Source organism: Microcoleus sp. ARI1-B5, assembly GCF_036705795.1.
Classification (GTDB): domain Bacteria; phylum Cyanobacteriota; class Cyanobacteriia; order Cyanobacteriales; family Microcoleaceae; genus Microcoleus.
On sequence record NZ_JAUBVK010000010.1, the window covers coordinates 137,353 to 153,496 of the forward strand.

20 protein-coding genes are annotated in these 16,144 nt (G+C 46.7%); 12 read left to right on the forward strand and 8 right to left on the reverse strand.

Going from position 1 to position 16,144, the window contains the following annotated elements; translation table 11 throughout:
- Positions 1 to 54 precede the first annotated feature (54 nt).
- Together QUB63_RS17080 and QUB63_RS17085 are read right to left on the reverse strand one after the other, a co-directional pair.
- Positions 55 to 1,515, reverse strand: coding sequence for a 3' terminal RNA ribose 2'-O-methyltransferase Hen1 (locus QUB63_RS17080; RefSeq protein WP_332946451.1), 1,461 nt, complete (start codon positions 1,513 to 1,515; stop codon positions 55 to 57).
- 220 nt (positions 1,516 to 1,735) lie between these two features.
- On the reverse strand, positions 1,736 to 3,187 hold the full coding sequence (locus QUB63_RS17085) for a GTP-binding protein (protein ID WP_332946452.1): 1,452 nt from the start codon (positions 3,185 to 3,187) through the stop codon (positions 1,736 to 1,738).
- Between the two features lie 306 nt (positions 3,188 to 3,493).
- Here QUB63_RS17085 and QUB63_RS17090 point away from each other — a divergent pair, with 306 nt between their 5' ends.
- The 5 genes from QUB63_RS17090 to QUB63_RS17110 all read left to right on the forward strand — a co-directional run bounded on the left by QUB63_RS17090 (position 3,494) and on the right by QUB63_RS17110 (position 5,553).
- Positions 3,494 to 4,327, forward strand: coding sequence for a CPBP family intramembrane glutamic endopeptidase (locus QUB63_RS17090; protein ID WP_332946453.1), 834 nt, complete (start codon positions 3,494 to 3,496; stop codon positions 4,325 to 4,327).
- A 63-nt stretch (positions 4,328 to 4,390) separates the two neighbouring features.
- Positions 4,391 to 4,609, forward strand: a complete 219-nt coding sequence (locus QUB63_RS17095) for a hypothetical protein (RefSeq protein WP_332946454.1) — start codon at positions 4,391 to 4,393, stop codon at positions 4,607 to 4,609.
- Complete coding sequence (locus QUB63_RS17100; RefSeq protein WP_332946455.1) at positions 4,602 to 5,024, forward strand: hypothetical protein; 423 nt, start codon at positions 4,602 to 4,604, stop codon at positions 5,022 to 5,024. Before QUB63_RS17095 ends, QUB63_RS17100 begins: the two co-directional genes overlap by 8 nt.
- A gap of 81 nt (positions 5,025 to 5,105) precedes the next feature.
- A complete protein-coding gene (locus QUB63_RS17105) occupies positions 5,106 to 5,306 on the forward strand; it encodes a DUF433 domain-containing protein (protein ID WP_332946456.1) in 201 nt (66 codons plus the stop codon).
- A gap of 1 nt (position 5,307) precedes the next feature.
- A complete protein-coding gene (locus tag QUB63_RS17110) occupies positions 5,308 to 5,553 on the forward strand; it encodes a DUF5615 family PIN-like protein (RefSeq protein ID WP_332946457.1) in 246 nt (81 codons plus the stop codon).
- A 233-nt stretch (positions 5,554 to 5,786) separates the two neighbouring features.
- Here the strand turns inward: QUB63_RS17110 and QUB63_RS17115 are convergent, their stop codons facing one another.
- Positions 5,787 to 7,712: a bifunctional serine/threonine-protein kinase/formylglycine-generating enzyme family protein gene (locus QUB63_RS17115; protein WP_332946458.1), complete on the reverse strand. Its 1,926-nt coding sequence runs from the start codon at positions 7,710 to 7,712 to the stop codon at positions 5,787 to 5,789.
- 56 nt (positions 7,713 to 7,768) lie between these two features.
- Here QUB63_RS17115 and QUB63_RS17120 point away from each other — a divergent pair, with 56 nt between their 5' ends.
- Positions 7,769 to 8,080, forward strand: a complete 312-nt coding sequence (locus QUB63_RS17120) for an S-layer protein (protein ID WP_332946459.1) — start codon at positions 7,769 to 7,771, stop codon at positions 8,078 to 8,080.
- A gap of 181 nt (positions 8,081 to 8,261) precedes the next feature.
- Here QUB63_RS17120 and QUB63_RS17125 read toward each other — a convergent pair whose 3' ends face one another.
- The 4 genes from QUB63_RS17125 to psbH all read right to left on the reverse strand — a co-directional run bounded on the left by QUB63_RS17125 (position 8,262) and on the right by psbH (position 9,793).
- Positions 8,262 to 8,528, reverse strand: a complete 267-nt coding sequence (locus QUB63_RS17125) for a DUF3146 family protein (RefSeq protein ID WP_332946460.1) — start codon at positions 8,526 to 8,528, stop codon at positions 8,262 to 8,264.
- Entirely contained in the window at positions 8,525 to 9,187 is a 663-nt protein-coding gene (gene pth / locus QUB63_RS17130) for an aminoacyl-tRNA hydrolase (RefSeq protein WP_332946461.1), read from the reverse strand. The genes QUB63_RS17125 and pth overlap by 4 nt, the downstream gene beginning before the upstream one ends.
- Positions 9,188 to 9,439: a TatA/E family twin arginine-targeting protein translocase gene (locus QUB63_RS17135; RefSeq protein ID WP_332946462.1), complete on the reverse strand. Its 252-nt coding sequence runs from the start codon at positions 9,437 to 9,439 to the stop codon at positions 9,188 to 9,190.
- Positions 9,440 to 9,589: 150 nt separating this feature from the next.
- Positions 9,590 to 9,793: a photosystem II reaction center phosphoprotein PsbH gene (gene psbH, locus QUB63_RS17140; protein WP_332946463.1), complete on the reverse strand. Its 204-nt coding sequence runs from the start codon at positions 9,791 to 9,793 to the stop codon at positions 9,590 to 9,592.
- A gap of 240 nt (positions 9,794 to 10,033) precedes the next feature.
- On the opposite strand from psbH, the gene psbN reads away from it, so the two are divergent.
- The 4 genes from psbN to QUB63_RS17160 all read left to right on the forward strand — a co-directional run bounded on the left by psbN (position 10,034) and on the right by QUB63_RS17160 (position 12,431).
- Positions 10,034 to 10,165, forward strand: a complete 132-nt coding sequence (psbN, locus tag QUB63_RS17145; protein WP_193971847.1) for a photosystem II reaction center protein PsbN — start codon at positions 10,034 to 10,036, stop codon at positions 10,163 to 10,165.
- Positions 10,146 to 10,352 (forward strand): hypothetical protein, encoded by a 207-nt coding sequence (locus QUB63_RS17150; protein ID WP_332946464.1) that lies wholly within the window; start codon positions 10,146 to 10,148, stop codon positions 10,350 to 10,352. Before psbN ends, QUB63_RS17150 begins: the two co-directional genes overlap by 20 nt.
- 65 nt (positions 10,353 to 10,417) lie before the next feature.
- Positions 10,418 to 11,518 carry a chorismate synthase gene (gene aroC / locus QUB63_RS17155; RefSeq protein ID WP_332946465.1) on the forward strand — a complete coding sequence of 367 codons (1,101 nt, stop codon included), beginning with the start codon at positions 10,418 to 10,420 and terminating at the stop codon, positions 11,516 to 11,518.
- Position 11,519: 1 nt separating this feature from the next.
- Positions 11,520 to 12,431 (forward strand): MBL fold metallo-hydrolase, encoded by a 912-nt coding sequence (locus tag QUB63_RS17160; protein ID WP_332946466.1) that lies wholly within the window; start codon positions 11,520 to 11,522, stop codon positions 12,429 to 12,431.
- 390 nt (positions 12,432 to 12,821) lie between these two features.
- Here QUB63_RS17160 and QUB63_RS17165 read toward each other — a convergent pair whose 3' ends face one another.
- Positions 12,822 to 12,959, reverse strand: a complete 138-nt coding sequence (locus QUB63_RS17165; RefSeq protein WP_332946467.1) for a hypothetical protein — start codon at positions 12,957 to 12,959, stop codon at positions 12,822 to 12,824.
- Positions 12,960 to 13,342: 383 nt separating this feature from the next.
- Between QUB63_RS17165 and QUB63_RS17170 the strand changes: the two genes are divergently transcribed.
- Entirely contained in the window at positions 13,343 to 14,266 is a 924-nt protein-coding gene (locus tag QUB63_RS17170) for a hypothetical protein (protein WP_332946468.1), read from the forward strand.
- Between the two features lie 670 nt (positions 14,267 to 14,936).
- Positions 14,937 to 15,530, forward strand: a complete 594-nt coding sequence (locus QUB63_RS17175) for a class II aldolase/adducin family protein (protein WP_332946470.1) — start codon at positions 14,937 to 14,939, stop codon at positions 15,528 to 15,530.
- Positions 15,531 to 16,144: the final 614 nt, after the last annotated feature.

The window sequence follows — 16,144 nt, forward strand, 5'->3', positions numbered from 1 at the left end:
CATCCTTTTTTGCAGCTACCATATAGATAGAGTAGGTGCGTAAGTTTTGAGGAATTATACCTGTTGGGTAAATACTGCCATTTGGGTAGGCGAACCTACTTCTAAATCCTCTATTCCAACCGATCGAAACTCTACCAGATATCCAAATCGTGTGGCAACTTCATTCGCCCAAGTCTGAAACTGCTTTCGAGTCCACTCAAAACGGTGATCGCGGTGGCGAAATTTGCCCGCCGGCAAGTTATCAAACCGAACATTATATTCAACATTGGGAGTTGTGACGATCGCAAATTTCGGCCGCACAAACTCAAACAAAACCCGTTCAAAAGCAGCCAACCGTTCTAAATCCAGATGTTCGATCACCTCAATCACCGCTGCTGCGTCAAAATCCGTCAAGCGGCTGTCCCGATAAATCAGGGAACTTTGGATCAATTGTAAGCGAGATTGCTGTGCGGGAGAAAAGCGATCGACCTGCAATCGTTCCTTGGCGATTTCCAACGCCCGAAAAGACACATCGACTCCGGTAATTTGGACGATCGCACTTTCTTTTAAAAACAATCGCAGCAGTTTTCCCTCACCGCAGCCCAAATCTACCACTCGCTGAACACCGCTGGCTTTTAAAACAGCCATCACAGCTTCTAAACGCTGTTTGTTCAGGCTAATTCGCTGTTCTAAAACTTCCTCTTCTAAAGCACGAGAAACTTCGACTTTTTCAGGATCGGTATTATCTTCCTCTGCTAATTGTGCCACAGCAAGGCGCGTCAAACGGCGCTGGCGTTTCAAATAGCGGTTAGCAATTTGTTCGCGGGCGGGATGCGCGTTCAACCAACCTTCGCCGTGCCGCAATAACTTCTCGATTTCATCATCGCCTACCCAATAATGTTTATCGTCATCTAAGACAGGAATTAGTACATAAAGATGACTCAACAAATCCGCCAACCGCAGTGTATTTTGCAGTTCCACAGCAAAGTAAGGACTCGCGCCCCACTCGGGAAATTGTTCGTCAAGAATCAGCGGTTTTGCTGTCACTTGATAGCCCAGCGGCTCAAACATTTGGCGCAGCAACTTCTCGCCGCCGCGACAGGGCAAAACCGACAGCTTAACTGTGAGCGGAATGGCAGTTTCTGCGAGCTCTGGGCGGTCTTTGCAGCGCCCGGATAGGGCGGTACTGAAGACTTTGGCGAGGGCTACAGACAGAAACGAAGAGGCAACGTAGGGGCGATCGTTGACGTATTGTTCGAGCGGGCGATCGCCCGAATTCGACTTGCCGCGCACCAAACCAACCGGATCGACATCTAACAGTAAAGCCGCCGTGCACTTGTCTGCATTTGCTTCAGGATAAAACACGCTGGCTTGTCCGAAAGTCATCGGGAAGCATTGAAGGCGATCGGGATGTTTGTGCAGCAAATAGCCCAAATCTGTAGCAGGGACGCGAGTTGTAGATATAGTTAATAACATATAATAATTGGTAATTGGTAATTGGTAATTGGTAATTGGTAATTGGTTTGTGAGTAACACAGAACCGGGCGCTAATCCACAAGTCCGCCGAGGGTTAAAAACCCCCGTCTCATAGCGAAAGTCCTCTTAAAGAGGACTGAAAAACATATTTTTCAACAACCATTATAATATCTTCCCAGTCGGTTGAAACCGACTTAAGCTATGAGACAGGGGTTTTAACCCCTGGCGGACTTGCGGACTTGCGAACTGAAATTACGAGCGCTATAATTCCCAAAAACAATCAATGAGATTGCTGTTTTTCCACACTTCCCAAATCCAACTTCGCCCGCAATTCATCCTTAATCCGATTTAAAATAGAATCCTCATCCAAAGAAGCCAAAATCTTGCTCACAACAGCCTTCGGCCCATCATCTCCCCAAGAAGCACCATTAGCCAAATAAGCCTTAGTAACTTGACCGATTCCGTAGCAAGAAACCCCAGCGATCGCAGCTTGAGTCACAGCCACAGAAACATAAGGCCCCAAAGCCAAACCCCCGGTCGCAGGCGTCGCCAAACCCAACAATCCTTTCAAAGAACTCAAACCAAAATTAGCCAACAATTCGCCCGCAGTAATTCCCCCCATACTAATCGCAATCTTTTGCAGCAATTCCACCGCGCCCGCTTCGGTCATCGCAATGCCGTAAACTTTAGATAGAGTTAATATCATCACCACATCAATTACCGCACCGCTGAGCAGATCGATGACAGTAACTGGATTCAGGGCGATCGCCACAGCTTTAGTCATTACCCCATTCCAGATAATGCGATTAGCACTGTCCTCTCGAATCTCCATTTTCCGCTGCACCAACTGCTCGTTAATATCCCCCGCACAAAGCATCGTATTCAGCGCGACCAAAGATTTGCCTTCCCGGTCTAAAATCTCCAAAATCTTTAATTTTAAATCTTGCACTTGTGGCAAACTGCGAGTCATTTGCACGCCCATACTTCCGTCGGGACGGCGCACCGCCCGCGCTGTCAAAGGTGAAGCCGCCGCCATCACAATTTCATCGGGAGATAACAATTCTCTGACGCGATCGTCCCGGATTTTATGATAAATTGCCAGTCTATCTGCATCGGGATACTGGTCAATTTTATTAAACACTAATAACATCGGTTTTCCGGCTTCCCGCAACTGCGAAAGCGCTGCGTATTCCACCTTGGTAATGTCGCCAGCCACCACAAACAAAATCAAATCTGCTTGTTGCGCGACGCGGCGCGCCAAAAGTTCGCGAGTTTCGCCGTCAACTTCATCTATTCCCGGAGTATCGATTAATTCTACTTGCGATAAACGGTAAATAACAGGCGAAAGTCGATCGGGTAAATCGTCATCAACACCATCTCCGACATCCCACTGGCCGATAGTTGTGGTGCGAGTCACCCCGTGAGTCGGCCCCGTTTCAAACACATTTTGACCCAAAAGCGCGTTCAAAACCGAAGATTTTCCCCTTCCCACCATCCCAAACACAGCGATTTGCACGCAAGCGCGCTCTAGCTTGTCCAGCATGGTTTCCAAGCCGCCAATTTCCGGCTCCAGTCCAGTTCGCTCTTGTACTGTCAAATCGAGATTTTCTACTATATCTCGCAGAGCATCTTTGGCGCGGCGCAGGTTGAGTTCTGCTTGAATGTCTGCGAAGCTTAAAATTGTGTCATCTAATTCGCGATCGACATTTGAAAAATCCGATACTTCAGTCATTGTTACCTGATGTTATAGCTTTGCTTAAAGTTTCTACCGATATGATGCTATTCTAGCTTTTTCTGTGGGCTTTGTACATCGCATTCACCCACCAGTCCGCCGGGGATTTAAATCCCCGTCTCATAGCCAAAGTCGGTTGAAACCGACTGCGAACCTCGATGATGTGAGGAATTTCAGTTTTCTTTCAGAGGACTTGCGCTATGAGACACGGGTTTTCAACCCCTGTCGGAATGTCGGAATGTCGGAATGTCGGAATGTCGGAATATCGGAGAATCCAATTTACCCAATTTCAACTAATTTACAACAATGATTAACCCCATAAAATTTGCCAATTATCCATTTCCATTACGTGTAATAATTTTCCTATTAATCTTAGCAGCAATCTGGCTGCCGCTAGCCGCACCAATTTATCTGTTAGTTAAAGATAGCAACCTAGCAACCATTCTGACAATGGGATTGTTGTTTGCCGAATTTCTGTTCCTACTTCCGCGCTGGGGAAAACAGGTTTACGGACAAACGCAATTGCTCAAAAGTTACGGTTTAATCAATACGCGACAAAACGGTTTTGAATTTTCGATCGGATTGGCGATCGGCATTTCGATTACTTTCACCCTATTTTTGGTGCAAGGACTGCTCGGTTTTGTCGCATGGCAAAATTCTCATAATTTGCCTCGAATCATTGCAGAAGGGCTATTAAGCGCCTTTGCAGTCGGTTTTTTTGAGGAGTTGATATTCCGGGGTTGGTTGCTCGACGAGTTGCAGCGGGATTACAGTTATCCGATGTCTGTGCGGGCGAACAGTCTGGTGTTTGCCCTATCTCATTTTATCAAATCCGTGGAGGGAATGCTGCGGACTTGGCCTCAGTTTCCGGGCTTGTTGTTGTTGGGTTTGATACTGGTCTGGGCAAAGCGAAGTTGTCAAAATCGCCTCGGTTTGCCGATCGGCTTTCACACAGGTATCGTCTGGGGATATTATATAATTAACGTCGGAGAGTTAGTGCGATATTCTGGCTCTGTCCCCGATTGGGTGACTGGAATTAACGGCAATCCGTTGGCTGGTGCGATCGGGCTGTTGTTTTTGAGCGTGTTGGCTGTGGGAATGCGGCAGATGTCCGAACGTTCAAAAGGGCGATCGTATTAATCAATCCTTGAAAGTGCCATAATAGATCAGACCCTACTCTAGAACCAATCTTGGGAATTTTTTATGCAGCTTGCTGAACTTCTACCACACCTGAAGAATTTGCCTCACGCTGACAAACTTTTACTACTGCATTTTATCATATCAGAATTACTGCAAGAATCAGGTATAGTTCCGCTAGAAGAGCAAGGCAAAGTATCTAGCACTAATTCCTACAACTCTTTTGAAGCCGCTGCTGTATTAGCAAAGGCATTATCAGAAGAAAAAGCAGTAAAACATGGTTGATAAAGTCAGATTTGCGTTTACCGAAATCGCTCCGCAACTGGGTGCATTAAGTACATTGCCTTACTTGCCACTAACTTTAACTTATCAGAATTGCTCTTTAAGTGCATCAGGCTTGCTAGATACAGGTTCTAGTGTTAACGTATTGCCCTACGAAATGGGATTAAGATTAGGAGCAATTTGGGAACGTCAAACACTTTCTGTTCCATTAGGAAACAATTTGGCTAGGTTTGAGGCGCGGGCCTTGGTATTGAGAGCGAACATCGAGCGCTTTCCTCCAGTCGATTTAGCTTTTGCTTGGACAAAAGACAGGAATGCTCCATTAATTCTGGCACACATGAATTTCTTTCTGGAGTTTGATGTCTGCTTCTACCGGGCTGAATTATTATTTGAAATTAGTCCTAAAAGGAGAGGCTAGCAAAGATAGGCTGGGTTTGTCCGGGCTTCACGATCGTTGATGTAACTTAACAGGCTTAGGCTTATGTCTCAAAATTTTCAGATGATTAGCATTTCTGCTGAAATCATGGGCGGAACTCCTGTTTTTATTGGCACTAGGGTTCCTGTCCAAACACTTTTTGACTATTTAGAAGCCGGAGAGTCAATTGATGATTTTTTAGAGGGATTTCCCACTGTAACTAGGGAGCAAGTAATTGCTCTGTTGGAAGTTCTTAGAAAACAATTGATCGCGATGGTGGCGTAGAATGAAGCTGATATTGGATGAGTGTATCGATCGCAGATTGGCAAAAGAGTTTGTGGGCTATGAGGTAAAAACAGTTCCACAGATGGGATGGGCAGGAATTAAAAATGGTCAACTTCTGGCTCTAGTAGAGGCAGAGTTTGATGTTTTTATTACGGTCGATCGCAATTGTCATTTCAGCAAAATCTGCCACAGTTTAACATTGCCGTGGTTGTTTGGCAAGCATCCTCTAACCGCTTGGCAGATTTGAAGCCTGTGGTGCCGAATATTTTGGCAATTTTAGCTAAGGTAGTTAAAGGTCAAGCTACGGTTGTTAGTGCGTAAGGGCGATCGTATAAACCTAATTTTGTACAACAGAATAACAATATTGGCACAGTGATAGTGATTTTCCCAAGAATAAATTGAGTCGCCTTTGGCGACAAGCACAAGAGGGAAAAGAAAAAAGAGTAAAGAGCTAAAGGGCAAAAGAGCACACAAAAGTCCTCACAGGGACACAGCGACAGCCAAAGCCAGCGCAACACGAAAACCCCTGTGCCTGTAAGATCCATCCACAGAGAGCCTGTGGCGGTAGGCAGTGCGGCAATGGACTGCTTTGTCGAACCACGAACCTCCACGCAGCACGCGGAATTTGCTATCTCCACCAGTTTCCCAAGCACTACCATCAGTCGGCGTACCGTTATAATTATCGTGCCAAACATCTTGACACCATTCCCAGACATTTCCGTGCATATCGTACAATCCAAAGGTATTAGGTGGAAAACTACCCACAGTAGTTGTTTTTTGACGATAGATTCCTTTCTGTGCAGAATCATCAGGGTAATTCCGACAATTGACTAAATCGGTTGTAATAGTCTCCCCAAAATAAAAAGGTGTCGTCGTTCCTGCACGACAAGCATATTCCCATTCGGCTTCGCTAGGCGGTCTATAATTCCGTCGAGTAAGCCTAGATAACCTCGCACAAAACTCTGTAGCCTCATTCCAAGATACTTGCTCAACAGGCAAATTATTACCTTTAAAATGAGAGGGATTAGGATTGAGGTCAATCTTGACTTTTGCCAAACCTGCCACAGCACGCCATTGATCCTGAGTCACCTCATATTTTCCCAGAAAAAAAGGGGCGACAGTAATAGTATGCTGCGATCCTTCATTTTTACTTCGTTCTGCTTCGGTATTGGGGGAACCCATGACAAAACTGCCCCCAGGAATTCCGATCATTTCTAAAGTAATGCCCTTGGCGATAGTTTCTGTAAAAACCTGTGCTTGACTTTGGCGGCGGTTGGTGATTTGCCCCGTTGAATTCACTGTCACCGTTTCAAATTTAACTGTTTTTAGGGGATTTGATGATTCTTTTGGCGCTGGGGTTGTTGGTGATGGTGGTTCTGGTTGTCGGGTTTCTGAAGATGGCAAAGGAGATGGTGTATCCTTCGGTAATATCGGTGACGATGGCTTATCCGTTGGAGTTTGAGCCGATTTGTTCCCTAAGTTTTGACTCACAACTGCACCGACAAATCCTACTCCACTTAAACCGACTAATTGTAAAAAACCTCGCCTTGTCGGTGTCGGTGGTGGTGGCGGTGGTAGCGGTGGTGGCGATAAAGATAAAATTGCTTGCAATGCTTCGTTTGCATTTTGATAACGCTGGCTGAAATTGTCGCGCACCATTTTATCTAAAACAGTAGCTAAATTGTTGCTCGCTTGAGCCTGATTTCGCCAAGCCACCTCTCCGGTATTTGGATCTTCTGGTAAGCTCTCAGGAGTTTTCCCTGTTAATGCTTGAATTCCAATCATTCCCACTGCATAAACATCACTACACAGTTTAGGTTTGCCCTTCGCTTGTTCGCTCGGCATATAACCAGAAGTACCAATCCCAACGGTAAAGCTTGTTTGCCCTTGAGCATTCACAACCAACGAGCCAATTTCCTTAACAGCCCCAAAGTCAATCAAGACAATTTTACCATCTTGCCGGCGCATTAAGTTATGAGGTTTAATATCTCGATGAATCACATTTTGTCGGTGAACAATCGCTAAAACTTCTAAGATATTGTGCAATAATATAATAGTCTGCGATTCGCTTAATTTTTGGCCCGGAATCAGTTCTTTCGCAAGGTCGTGTCCTTCGATAAAATCTTGAACCAAATAAAATTCTCCATGTTCCTCAAAGTGGGCCCAAAGGCTGGGGATTTGGTCGTGTAGCTTGCCCAACTTGTACAGGGTTTCGGCTTCACTGTCGAACAAGCGTTTGGCAATTGGTAAAATGTCGGGATTGGGGTCTTTCGGTTTAAAATGTTTGACAACGCAGTCGGGCTGTCCGGGTAAGTCTAAATCTTTGGCACGGTAAGTATCGCCAAAACCGCCTTGTCCCAAGAGTTCGATAATTTGATAACGATTGCGGAGAATACGACTCGGCATAGTTTTCAGGGCAGGGAGTGGAAGTTAGGATCTATTGTCGCACAAGAGGAAATTAGATGCTTAAAATCAGAATCGTTTCCACAATTATACTGCTAGTTAGTGCCTGTTGTTCATCTCCCGCACAAGCACAAATTCCTGCACAAACAAAGCAAAATAACTCTTTAGTTCAAGTCCAGCCAACCCGCGAACAAATCCTCAATGCTTGCGTGCTCAATCGCGCGGAAACTCTGCCAAATCCTTTCACCGATGTGCCATCAAATCACTGGGCTTACAAAGCAGTTTTGACGATGTATTATTGCGGCGCTTACCGAGAAGCAACCCCGCCTGCTTTAATTCAAGAGTTGCTGGAATCAACACAAACAAATTGACTATCCCGCATTTCATCAGAGGCCAGAAACCGGGTTTTTTACGAAAATACTTGTTGAAAACCATAAATCTCGGAAAAAACCCGGTTTCTTAGTTCGTAGCATCTAGGCCAAAGAAACCGGGTTTTTGAGAGGTTTAGGGTGTTGTAACGAAGTATTATCTAAAAAACCCGGTTTCTGACTATTAAAACTGAGCTCGAACTGTAAACGAATAATCCCCCCCGGGTTCAAGCTGATAATCCCATTTCTCTAGAAAACGGTGCAGCGGTTCCTGAATCAATGCCCTACCCTGAGAAGGCTCGAGTATCAGTGTTTTTTCGGCCGTGAAACGCCACTGAAACTGCCACTCAAAACTGCCGGCACTTACTTCACCCTCAATCGTGCCTTTCTGCCAAGATTGACCAGTAACCCGGACATATGCAGTAGTTTCAGGTAAACGTCTCGAACTCACTCTTTTGTTTCCGCGTTTGTTGCTGCAATGGTACGATTGTTGTAAAGGCTCATGGCTTTTTCTACTCCCTGATGCAGGCTAAGTTCCACAGCTTCTACAACCAATTTCAGCATCTTCTCCACTAACTGACTTTCCTCTGAGGAAAATTTTCCTAAGACGAAGGAAATCGTATCTTTATCATTTTTAGCAGGATCGCTTTGAGGTTTGCCAATGCCAATCCGCAATCGGGGAAATTTGTCTGTGCCCAAATGAGAAATTGTGGATTTCATGCCGTTGTGCCCGCCCGCTGAACCGGCTAGCCGGATTCTCATTTTCCCGATCGGCAAATCCATATCATCGTATACTATTAATACCGCAGGCGCAGGTATTTTGTACCAATCCGCCGCCGCCCGAATCGATTGGCCCGACAGATTCATGTACGTCAGCGGTTTCAGCAACCGGATTTTCTGTCCGCGCGGCCGATTTCCCTCGCCGAAGATGCCTTGAAATTTGCGATTTTCCGACAGCGAAATCTGCCAAGCTTGAGCCAAAGCATCTACTGCATTAAAGCCGATATTGTGTCGCGTGCGATCGTACTTTGGTTCTGGATTCCCCAAACCCACAATTAGCTGAGGAATCACTAACTCCGCTGGAGTTTCCGACTTCTGAGTGTTGTTCATTTAACTATCTGCGGTATCTTCCTTAGCAGCCGCGAGTTTTTCTGGTTCCGGCTTTTTGCTGGCGACTGCTTCTTCTAACTGCTTAGCTTCCCGCGTGAATTCCGACTCAAAATCCCGCGAAGCATCCTGAAAGCCTCGAAGTGCTTTCCCGAAACTGCGACCAATTTCTGGTAACTTTTTCGGGCCGAATACCAATAGGGCGATCGTAAAAATTACTGCCATTTCCGGCAAACCAATGCCAAAAATATTCATTTTGTTTCTCCTGCAATTTGTTTAATTAGTTAGCATTTAATAACCAGCCCGTAACGGGAAAGGGCAAGGAAAAACGGGAAAACTTAGCTTTTACCCTTTCTCCTCTACCCTCAGCTTTTACTGTTAGCCTTACTTTTCGGTGCTCAAATTTTAGCGGCCGAGACTCGACCAATCCATATCCACATTCTCCAGAATCAGTGAAGAGTTGTAGATTTGCAAAATAATCAACAAGAACACGAAAAACAGTCCGATGAAAACGCTCATCAATAGGGTGGTTCCCCAACCTGGGGCTACCTTGCCGTATTCTGAGTTAAGGGGTTTGAGTCTGTCTCCCAACCAAGTCCGTTGTGCCATAAGTCACCTGCAATGAATCTCTACAGAAAAGTTTGACATATTTCCACCCCTAATTGCGATCGCAATTTTTTAGATCCCCGAGTCCCCGACTCGGACACTCGAACCCTCGAACCCTCGGACATTCTCCCTGCCGCACTCGGACGCTGCCATACCGTACCGCGCCTAAAATTACTAGACTTTTAGACGAATTGTTATTTTTTGTAATATTATAGAGGGGATCACTCATAATCGCTCCCAAATATGGAACCAGCAGCAGTTCTCGGTATTTCTCTCGGTATGTGTCTGGTGGCAATCACCGGCTTCTCGATTTATACGGCTTTCGGCCCTCCCGCTAAGGAATTAAGAGATCCTTTTGAAGAACACGAAGATTAAAGATGAAGGAAGTTCGGCAACGGATTTTTTAACGGATGTAACGGATGTAACTGCGGTCAGTGCAAGGGAAGAAGGGAGATTTTCCTCTTCTTCCAATTCTCCGACTCTCCGATGCGATCGAACTTCTGTGGTGCGCGATCGACCGCAAGCCTCCCAGTCAATGCTAGATTCTTCAGAAATACAGTAAATCTATATGTGAGAAATCTATCTTCCAGTTAAAGTAAAAATTATCAAGTTTCAGGCAAAAGCATCATGGGCAATACCTTTGGGCATCTATTTCGGATATCGACATTTGGGGAGTCTCACGGCGGCGGTGTCGGAGTAATAATTGACGGTTGCCCGCCCCTGGTGTCGATCGACGCATCGGAAATTCAAGCGGAACTCGATCGCCGCCGCCCCGGACAAAGCAAAATTACCACGCCCCGCAAAGAAGCAGATACCTGCGAAATTCTTTCGGGAGTGTTTGAAGGCAAAACTCTGGGAACTCCGATCGCCATTTTAGTCCGCAATCAAGACACTCGCCCCCAAGATTACGGCGAAATGGCGACAACTTACCGCCCTTCCCACGCTGATGCTACCTACGATGCTAAGTACGGAATTCGTAACTGGCAAGGCGGAGGTCGAAGTTCGGCAAGGGAGACAATAGGTAGAGTAGCAGCAGGGGCGATCGCCAAAAAAATTCTCTCTCAAGCAGCAGGAGTAGAAATAGTCGGCTACGTCAAACGAATCAAAGACTTAGAATGCGTCGCCGACCCGGACACTGTTACCTTAGAACAAGTAGAAAGCAACATCGTCCGCTGTCCAGATGCCGAATGCGCCACCAAAATGATTGAACTGATCGAAAAAGTGCGCGATAGCGGAGATTCGATCGGCGGTGTAGTCGAATGCGTCGCCCGCAACGTACCCAAAGGCCTGGGAATGCCCGTATTCGACAAACTCGAAGCCGACTTGGCCAAAGCCATCATGTCATTGCCGGCCAGCAAAGGCTTTGAAATTGGTTCGGGCTTTGCCGGGACTCGGCTTTTGGGCAGCGAACACAATGATGAATACTATACTGATGAACAGGGTGCAATTCGTACAGTGACGAATCGCTCCGGTGGAATTCAGGGCGGCATTGCTAACGGTGAAAATATCATTCTGCGGGCGGCTTTCAAGCCAACGGCGACAATTCGCCAGCAGCAGCGCACAGTTACCCGAGAGGGCGCAGCAACGCTGCTGGCTGCCAAAGGACGGCACGACCCTTGCGTTTTGCCAAGAGCTGTGCCAATGGTGGAAGCGATGGTAGCTTTAGTTTTGTGCGACCATTTGCTGCGCCATCACGGACAATGTGGAACCTTAAAGTCTGAATTTTAAAATGGAAATCAGCTTGTCCTCTGTAGTGGCAAATCCCGTTGATTGCCCTCAACCCTCCGAAGCAATAAAAGGTATAGATGATTTTGTAGTACAGTTCTGGGGCGTGCGGGGCAGTGTTCCGACACCCGGAGAGGAAACTGTTCGCTACGGCGGAAATACTTCTTGTTTGGAAATGCGAATCGGTGGAAAACGCTTGATTTTTGACGGCGGAACAGGCTTGCGGATGCTGGGAGACCAGTTGCTGCAAGAAATGCCCGTGCAAGCTTATATGTTTTTTACTCACTATCACTGGGATCACATTCAAGGGTTCCCGCTGTTCGCCCCAGCTTTCATCCGCGGCAATAGCTTTGATATTTACGGGGCGACTCCGCCGGATGGAGATTGCATGAAACGGCACTTCGTCGAACGGGTGCTGCACTCGAATTCGCCGGTGCCGCTGATGGGCTTGCAGGCAGATTTGAATTTCTACGAACTCAATCACAACCAGACGATGATGCTGGATGATATTGAGATTAGGACGGGTTCTCTGAATCACCCGAATACTGCTATGGGATATCGGGTGACTTGGCAGGGACGTTCTGTTGTTTACTGTTCGGATACGGAACATTTTCCCGATCGCCTAGATGAGAATGTTTACAATTTAGCCCTCGACGCTGACGTGCTGATTTACGACGCGATGTACACAGACGAGGAATATCACAACCCCAAGTCTCCGAAGGTGGGTTGGGGACACTCGACTTGGCAGGAAGCGGTGAGAATGGCTAAGGAGGCCCGGGTGAAGCGGGTGGTGATTTTTCACCACGATCCGGCTCATACCGACGATTTTCTCGACCGCATCGCCGAAGACGTGCAAATCGCTTTTCCCAAGGCAGTTATGGCCCGCGAGGGTCTTATTTTGCCGATCGGCTTCTGAACTTTCGTCGGTACGGTCGATCGTACCTTTGTCAAACCATCATTTGATGTGGAGCAGGTCTGGCGGCCGGCTCCACAACTTTTTTTATTTGTAGCAAACACTCGGAGTGCGTGGTATAATTCTTGGCTAGTAACTTTTTAGGAATAATATTTAAGGTTTTTTTCATTGTTTGACCGACTCTTATTTGAGAAGATCGGGCACGGATTAGCAGTTTGTTACTCGCTGAGCCGGATTTTAGGGGATACAATCTGTAGGCGCGATCGCTGGGCTTTCTGTAAGTGTGACCGATTGAAATATGCTGTTAGAAAAAGTATCTAGCTTGGCAACGTCTGGGACTTTCGGGAAGTGCTGCGACACAACTAACGTCGCCGCGATGGCGAAAGTAAAAATTTATTGCGACGTGCCATTATCTGCGATCGAGTAACGACGCATCTGCCCGATAGCTTCCGCAAAACGCACAGCAAGAAGTAAAATATTTGGAGGATTGACTCCGCAGGCAAGGTGAAAGTTTTGAAGGTCAACAAACACGGCGAGGCTCCGCAAGATATCACTCTCGCGAGAGGCTCCGCAGGTGGCAGCCGACTTCCTGAATCCTTGTCACCGAGTAATTCTTTGAGTAATTCCTAAAGATAAAAGCTGAGGTTATAGTTACGATAACACACAAGTACGATGCTTTTTTGGGAACATGAATATTGGCAACTCGGAAAAGCCGCTCTGAGAGCTTTTCGCTACAATCTGAGTGATTTTTCAGCAGTCAATTTCACTCAAAAGAAAGAGACCATCGCTCTTTGGTTTGGGACTAGCTGCAACGCCGCATATGTTATGACTTGACTATCAAAATGGGAAATTTACGTTTTAGATCTTCAGCAAATCAGTACAGATGGATTGCCTTAGGCAGTTTCGCTGTAATTATGGGTATTTCAGGGGCCCTTGCCTACCGCCTAGCTCCGCCGCCCGGATTCATGGCTCAAGGCACTCTGGGTTCTAACAATCCGCCCGTCAAATTTTCGAGCACGGGCACGACAATTCTCAAGCAGGGAGAGCAACTGACTCCGGATGTTCTGCTGGCAGATAATGTTGTCAAAGCAGTGGCAGATGCAGTTAAGCTGTCGCCTTCTCAAGTTCGACAAAATGCTAGCGTCCAGATTTCCAAGCCGGAACAACCGCTAGAGATTGCTGTTGGATACCGATCGCTCGATCGGGAACAAGCAGTGCAAACGGCGGATATGTTAATGAAGGGCATGGTTGAAAAAAGCCGCCTGATTAACAGATATCGGTGGCAATCAGTCAATCAGTCGCTCAACCAACGCTTGGCACAAGTCACTCAAGACCTGAAACAAGCTCAGCAACAACTCGACCAATACGAAAGAGAGCGCGCTCGCCTGTTGCAGCAAATGAAGCTTCAGCAAGACGTTTACAACAAGACTCAGCTTGCGATGGCGGATACGCAAGCGTCGGAAAAAGAAATGGTGAGCAGTTTGGCTGCGGCTACAGCGCCGCAAATTGTGGCGACGCCCACGAGCGATCCGACTGTGCCTCTAATTTTGGGAGTTGGCCTGCTGTTGGCGATTTTGGTCAGCCGCGGTTTGATTCCTTCGGTGGCGGATTGGCAGAACAAAACAGCTTTTGAGCGAGAAGAGAGCGAAAGGCTCCAAAGTGCTTTGTACCGACTGATCAAAGAAGGCAGCGGCGAAATCACTCTGGTGCGGTTTGCGATGGAGACGCGGCTGTCGCCGGATGTCGCCCAGCGTTTTTTGAACCAACAAGCTGAAGTCTTTAATGCCAATTGCGAAATTAAAGACGACGGCAGTATCTTGTATCACTTCCACATTTAAAGGGCTGCGGGCGATCGCGCTTAACACAGAACCTTGGCCGATCGCCCGCATCGCTGCTCGATCGGCTTGCCTTTTTGGGGCGAGCAGATGTTGAAGTCAGAAGGCTTCAGTTATCGTCGCGATCGAAGTCAGAAACAATAATAGCAAGGGTTTCAGCAATTAACAACGTCCCGGTCGGCTTACCTTTTTTGTAATTTGTTAAAAAATATTTGATTTTTGTGTTCCGCTCGCTTAAAGATCGGTATAATAAAAAATAAGTAAAATTACGGTTGCTTTTACCTAAGTTCCCGGATAAAGGGCGACTAGACCGTTAAATATGTCTTAAGGGGTCAGTCACCTCAGTATAAATGCTGTAGTCTTGAGCGATAAATAGTTCAGGGATTTTAGACAGTTTCACTGAAGAAACTCGATCGAGCAAGAGCCTGGAATCAAACTCCCAGCCAGAAAGCGTGCGTTCTCATATTCAAATTTTGCAATGTGTTGAGGCTAGACCATGATGTTTGGAATAATTTGTTCTTCTTGCGTAGTTTACTTTTTGCTAATGTCGATCGCCAATTACGGCGATACTGGAATGTAGACTATAGCCAGCCGGCAAAAAAGCAGTTTGACAGCTTCGGTGAAGTCGGGGCCAGGCCCGTGTCTGTCGCGCTCGCAACCTGCAGGAAAATACATGGATGAAGGAGTCGTTAAGTACCGCTGCGACTGGAAAGAGGCAGACCCTATAGCTGCCCGAGACATAGCAGATTTGATGGACTGGCGCGATCGACTCCACTCTTGGGGACTAATTGGCGTCTACGAAAATGGTATTGGTTTTGGTAACATCAGCGTCAGAATTGGCAATTCTTCCCAGTTCGTGATTTCAGGCACCCAGACGGCACACTTGCCAAATCTGGGGCCTGAATCCTACTGTACTGTCACCGAATTTAACTTAGAACAAAATTTACTCGGCTGCCGGGGCCGGGTACCAGCTTCGTCGGAGTCCCTGACTCACGCTGCACTGTACCTTCGCAGAGATGATGTGCGCGCGATAATTCACGTTCACAATCCTCAACTATGGCAGCAACTGCTGTTTAAGATTCCTACTACTAGAAAAGAGATACCCTACGGCACTCCTCAAATGGCCTTAGAAATGTTTAGACTGTTTGAGGAAGAGAATTTGGCCGATCGCAAGATTCTGGCGATGGCCGGTCACGAGGACGGAATTATCTGTTTTGGCAGCACTTTGGACGAAGCCGGCCAAGTGCTTTCGGCTGCGATCGGTTAGATGCGATATCTGGCACTATGCTCAGAAAAAGCTCATCGCGATATGTATAGCAGTTGACAGTTGACAATTGACAGTTGACAGTTGGATATGGGAATCAAACCGTTTAGGGTAGAGGGGTTTCGGGTTCTATTCATGAGGTTATCTATGTCTTAAAAGCTAAGAAGGTTGCTATAGCTAGAAACCGGGTTTCTACGAGTTTTGCGGACAGGTAACGAGAAATCAACGCAGAAACCGGGTTTCTACGAGTTTTGCGGACAGGTAACGAGAAATCAACGCAGAAACCCGGTTTCTGAGGTAAGCGAGTCCGCTTGAAGTAAACTTGTGCGTCGAAACCGGGTTTTTCAACCAAATATTTGGCTCAAACCCTTAAATATCGGTAAAAAACCCGGTTTCTTTAGTCGCTCTGGGTGAGTTCTGCCAGGATTTGACGCGATATTTTCCCAAAATAATGCAACTGTAGGCCCGCGATCCAAACCCTTATAGAATCAGCAATCCCCAATCTAAAATCTAAAATCGACTGACTTTGGTGCCGCTATGTGAGTTAAACTGGGCTGGGCAGTTGGCCGAAGATCGATCGAGCAGGCACGGGTTCAAAACTTTTAAAGTGCCTCTTG

Coding starts and splice junctions, on each gene's coding strand:
- QUB63_RS17085 (WP_332946452.1), bottom strand. CDS start 3,187: ATGACTGAAGTATCGGATTTTTCAAATGTCGATCGCGAATTAGATGAC.
- QUB63_RS17090 (WP_332946453.1), top strand. CDS start 3,494: ATGATTAACCCCATAAAATTTGCCAATTATCCATTTCCATTACGTGTA.
- QUB63_RS17095 (WP_332946454.1), top strand. CDS start 4,391: ATGCAGCTTGCTGAACTTCTACCACACCTGAAGAATTTGCCTCACGCT.
- QUB63_RS17100 (WP_332946455.1), top strand. CDS start 4,602: ATGGTTGATAAAGTCAGATTTGCGTTTACCGAAATCGCTCCGCAACTG.
- QUB63_RS17105 (WP_332946456.1), top strand. CDS start 5,106: ATGATTAGCATTTCTGCTGAAATCATGGGCGGAACTCCTGTTTTTATT.
- QUB63_RS17110 (WP_332946457.1), top strand. CDS start 5,308: ATGAAGCTGATATTGGATGAGTGTATCGATCGCAGATTGGCAAAAGAG.
- QUB63_RS17115 (WP_332946458.1), bottom strand. CDS start 7,712: ATGCCGAGTCGTATTCTCCGCAATCGTTATCAAATTATCGAACTCTTG.
- QUB63_RS17120 (WP_332946459.1), top strand. CDS start 7,769: ATGCTTAAAATCAGAATCGTTTCCACAATTATACTGCTAGTTAGTGCC.
- pth (WP_332946461.1), bottom strand. CDS start 9,187: ATGAACAACACTCAGAAGTCGGAAACTCCAGCGGAGTTAGTGATTCCT.
- QUB63_RS17135 (WP_332946462.1), bottom strand. CDS start 9,439: ATGAATATTTTTGGCATTGGTTTGCCGGAAATGGCAGTAATTTTTACG.
- psbH (WP_332946463.1), bottom strand. CDS start 9,793: ATGGCACAACGGACTTGGTTGGGAGACAGACTCAAACCCCTTAACTCA.
- psbN (WP_193971847.1), top strand. CDS start 10,034: ATGGAACCAGCAGCAGTTCTCGGTATTTCTCTCGGTATGTGTCTGGTG.
- aroC (WP_332946465.1), top strand. CDS start 10,418: ATGGGCAATACCTTTGGGCATCTATTTCGGATATCGACATTTGGGGAG.
- QUB63_RS17160 (WP_332946466.1), top strand. CDS start 11,520: ATGGAAATCAGCTTGTCCTCTGTAGTGGCAAATCCCGTTGATTGCCCT.
- QUB63_RS17170 (WP_332946468.1), top strand. CDS start 13,343: ATGGGTATTTCAGGGGCCCTTGCCTACCGCCTAGCTCCGCCGCCCGGA.
- QUB63_RS17175 (WP_332946470.1), top strand. CDS start 14,937: ATGGATGAAGGAGTCGTTAAGTACCGCTGCGACTGGAAAGAGGCAGAC.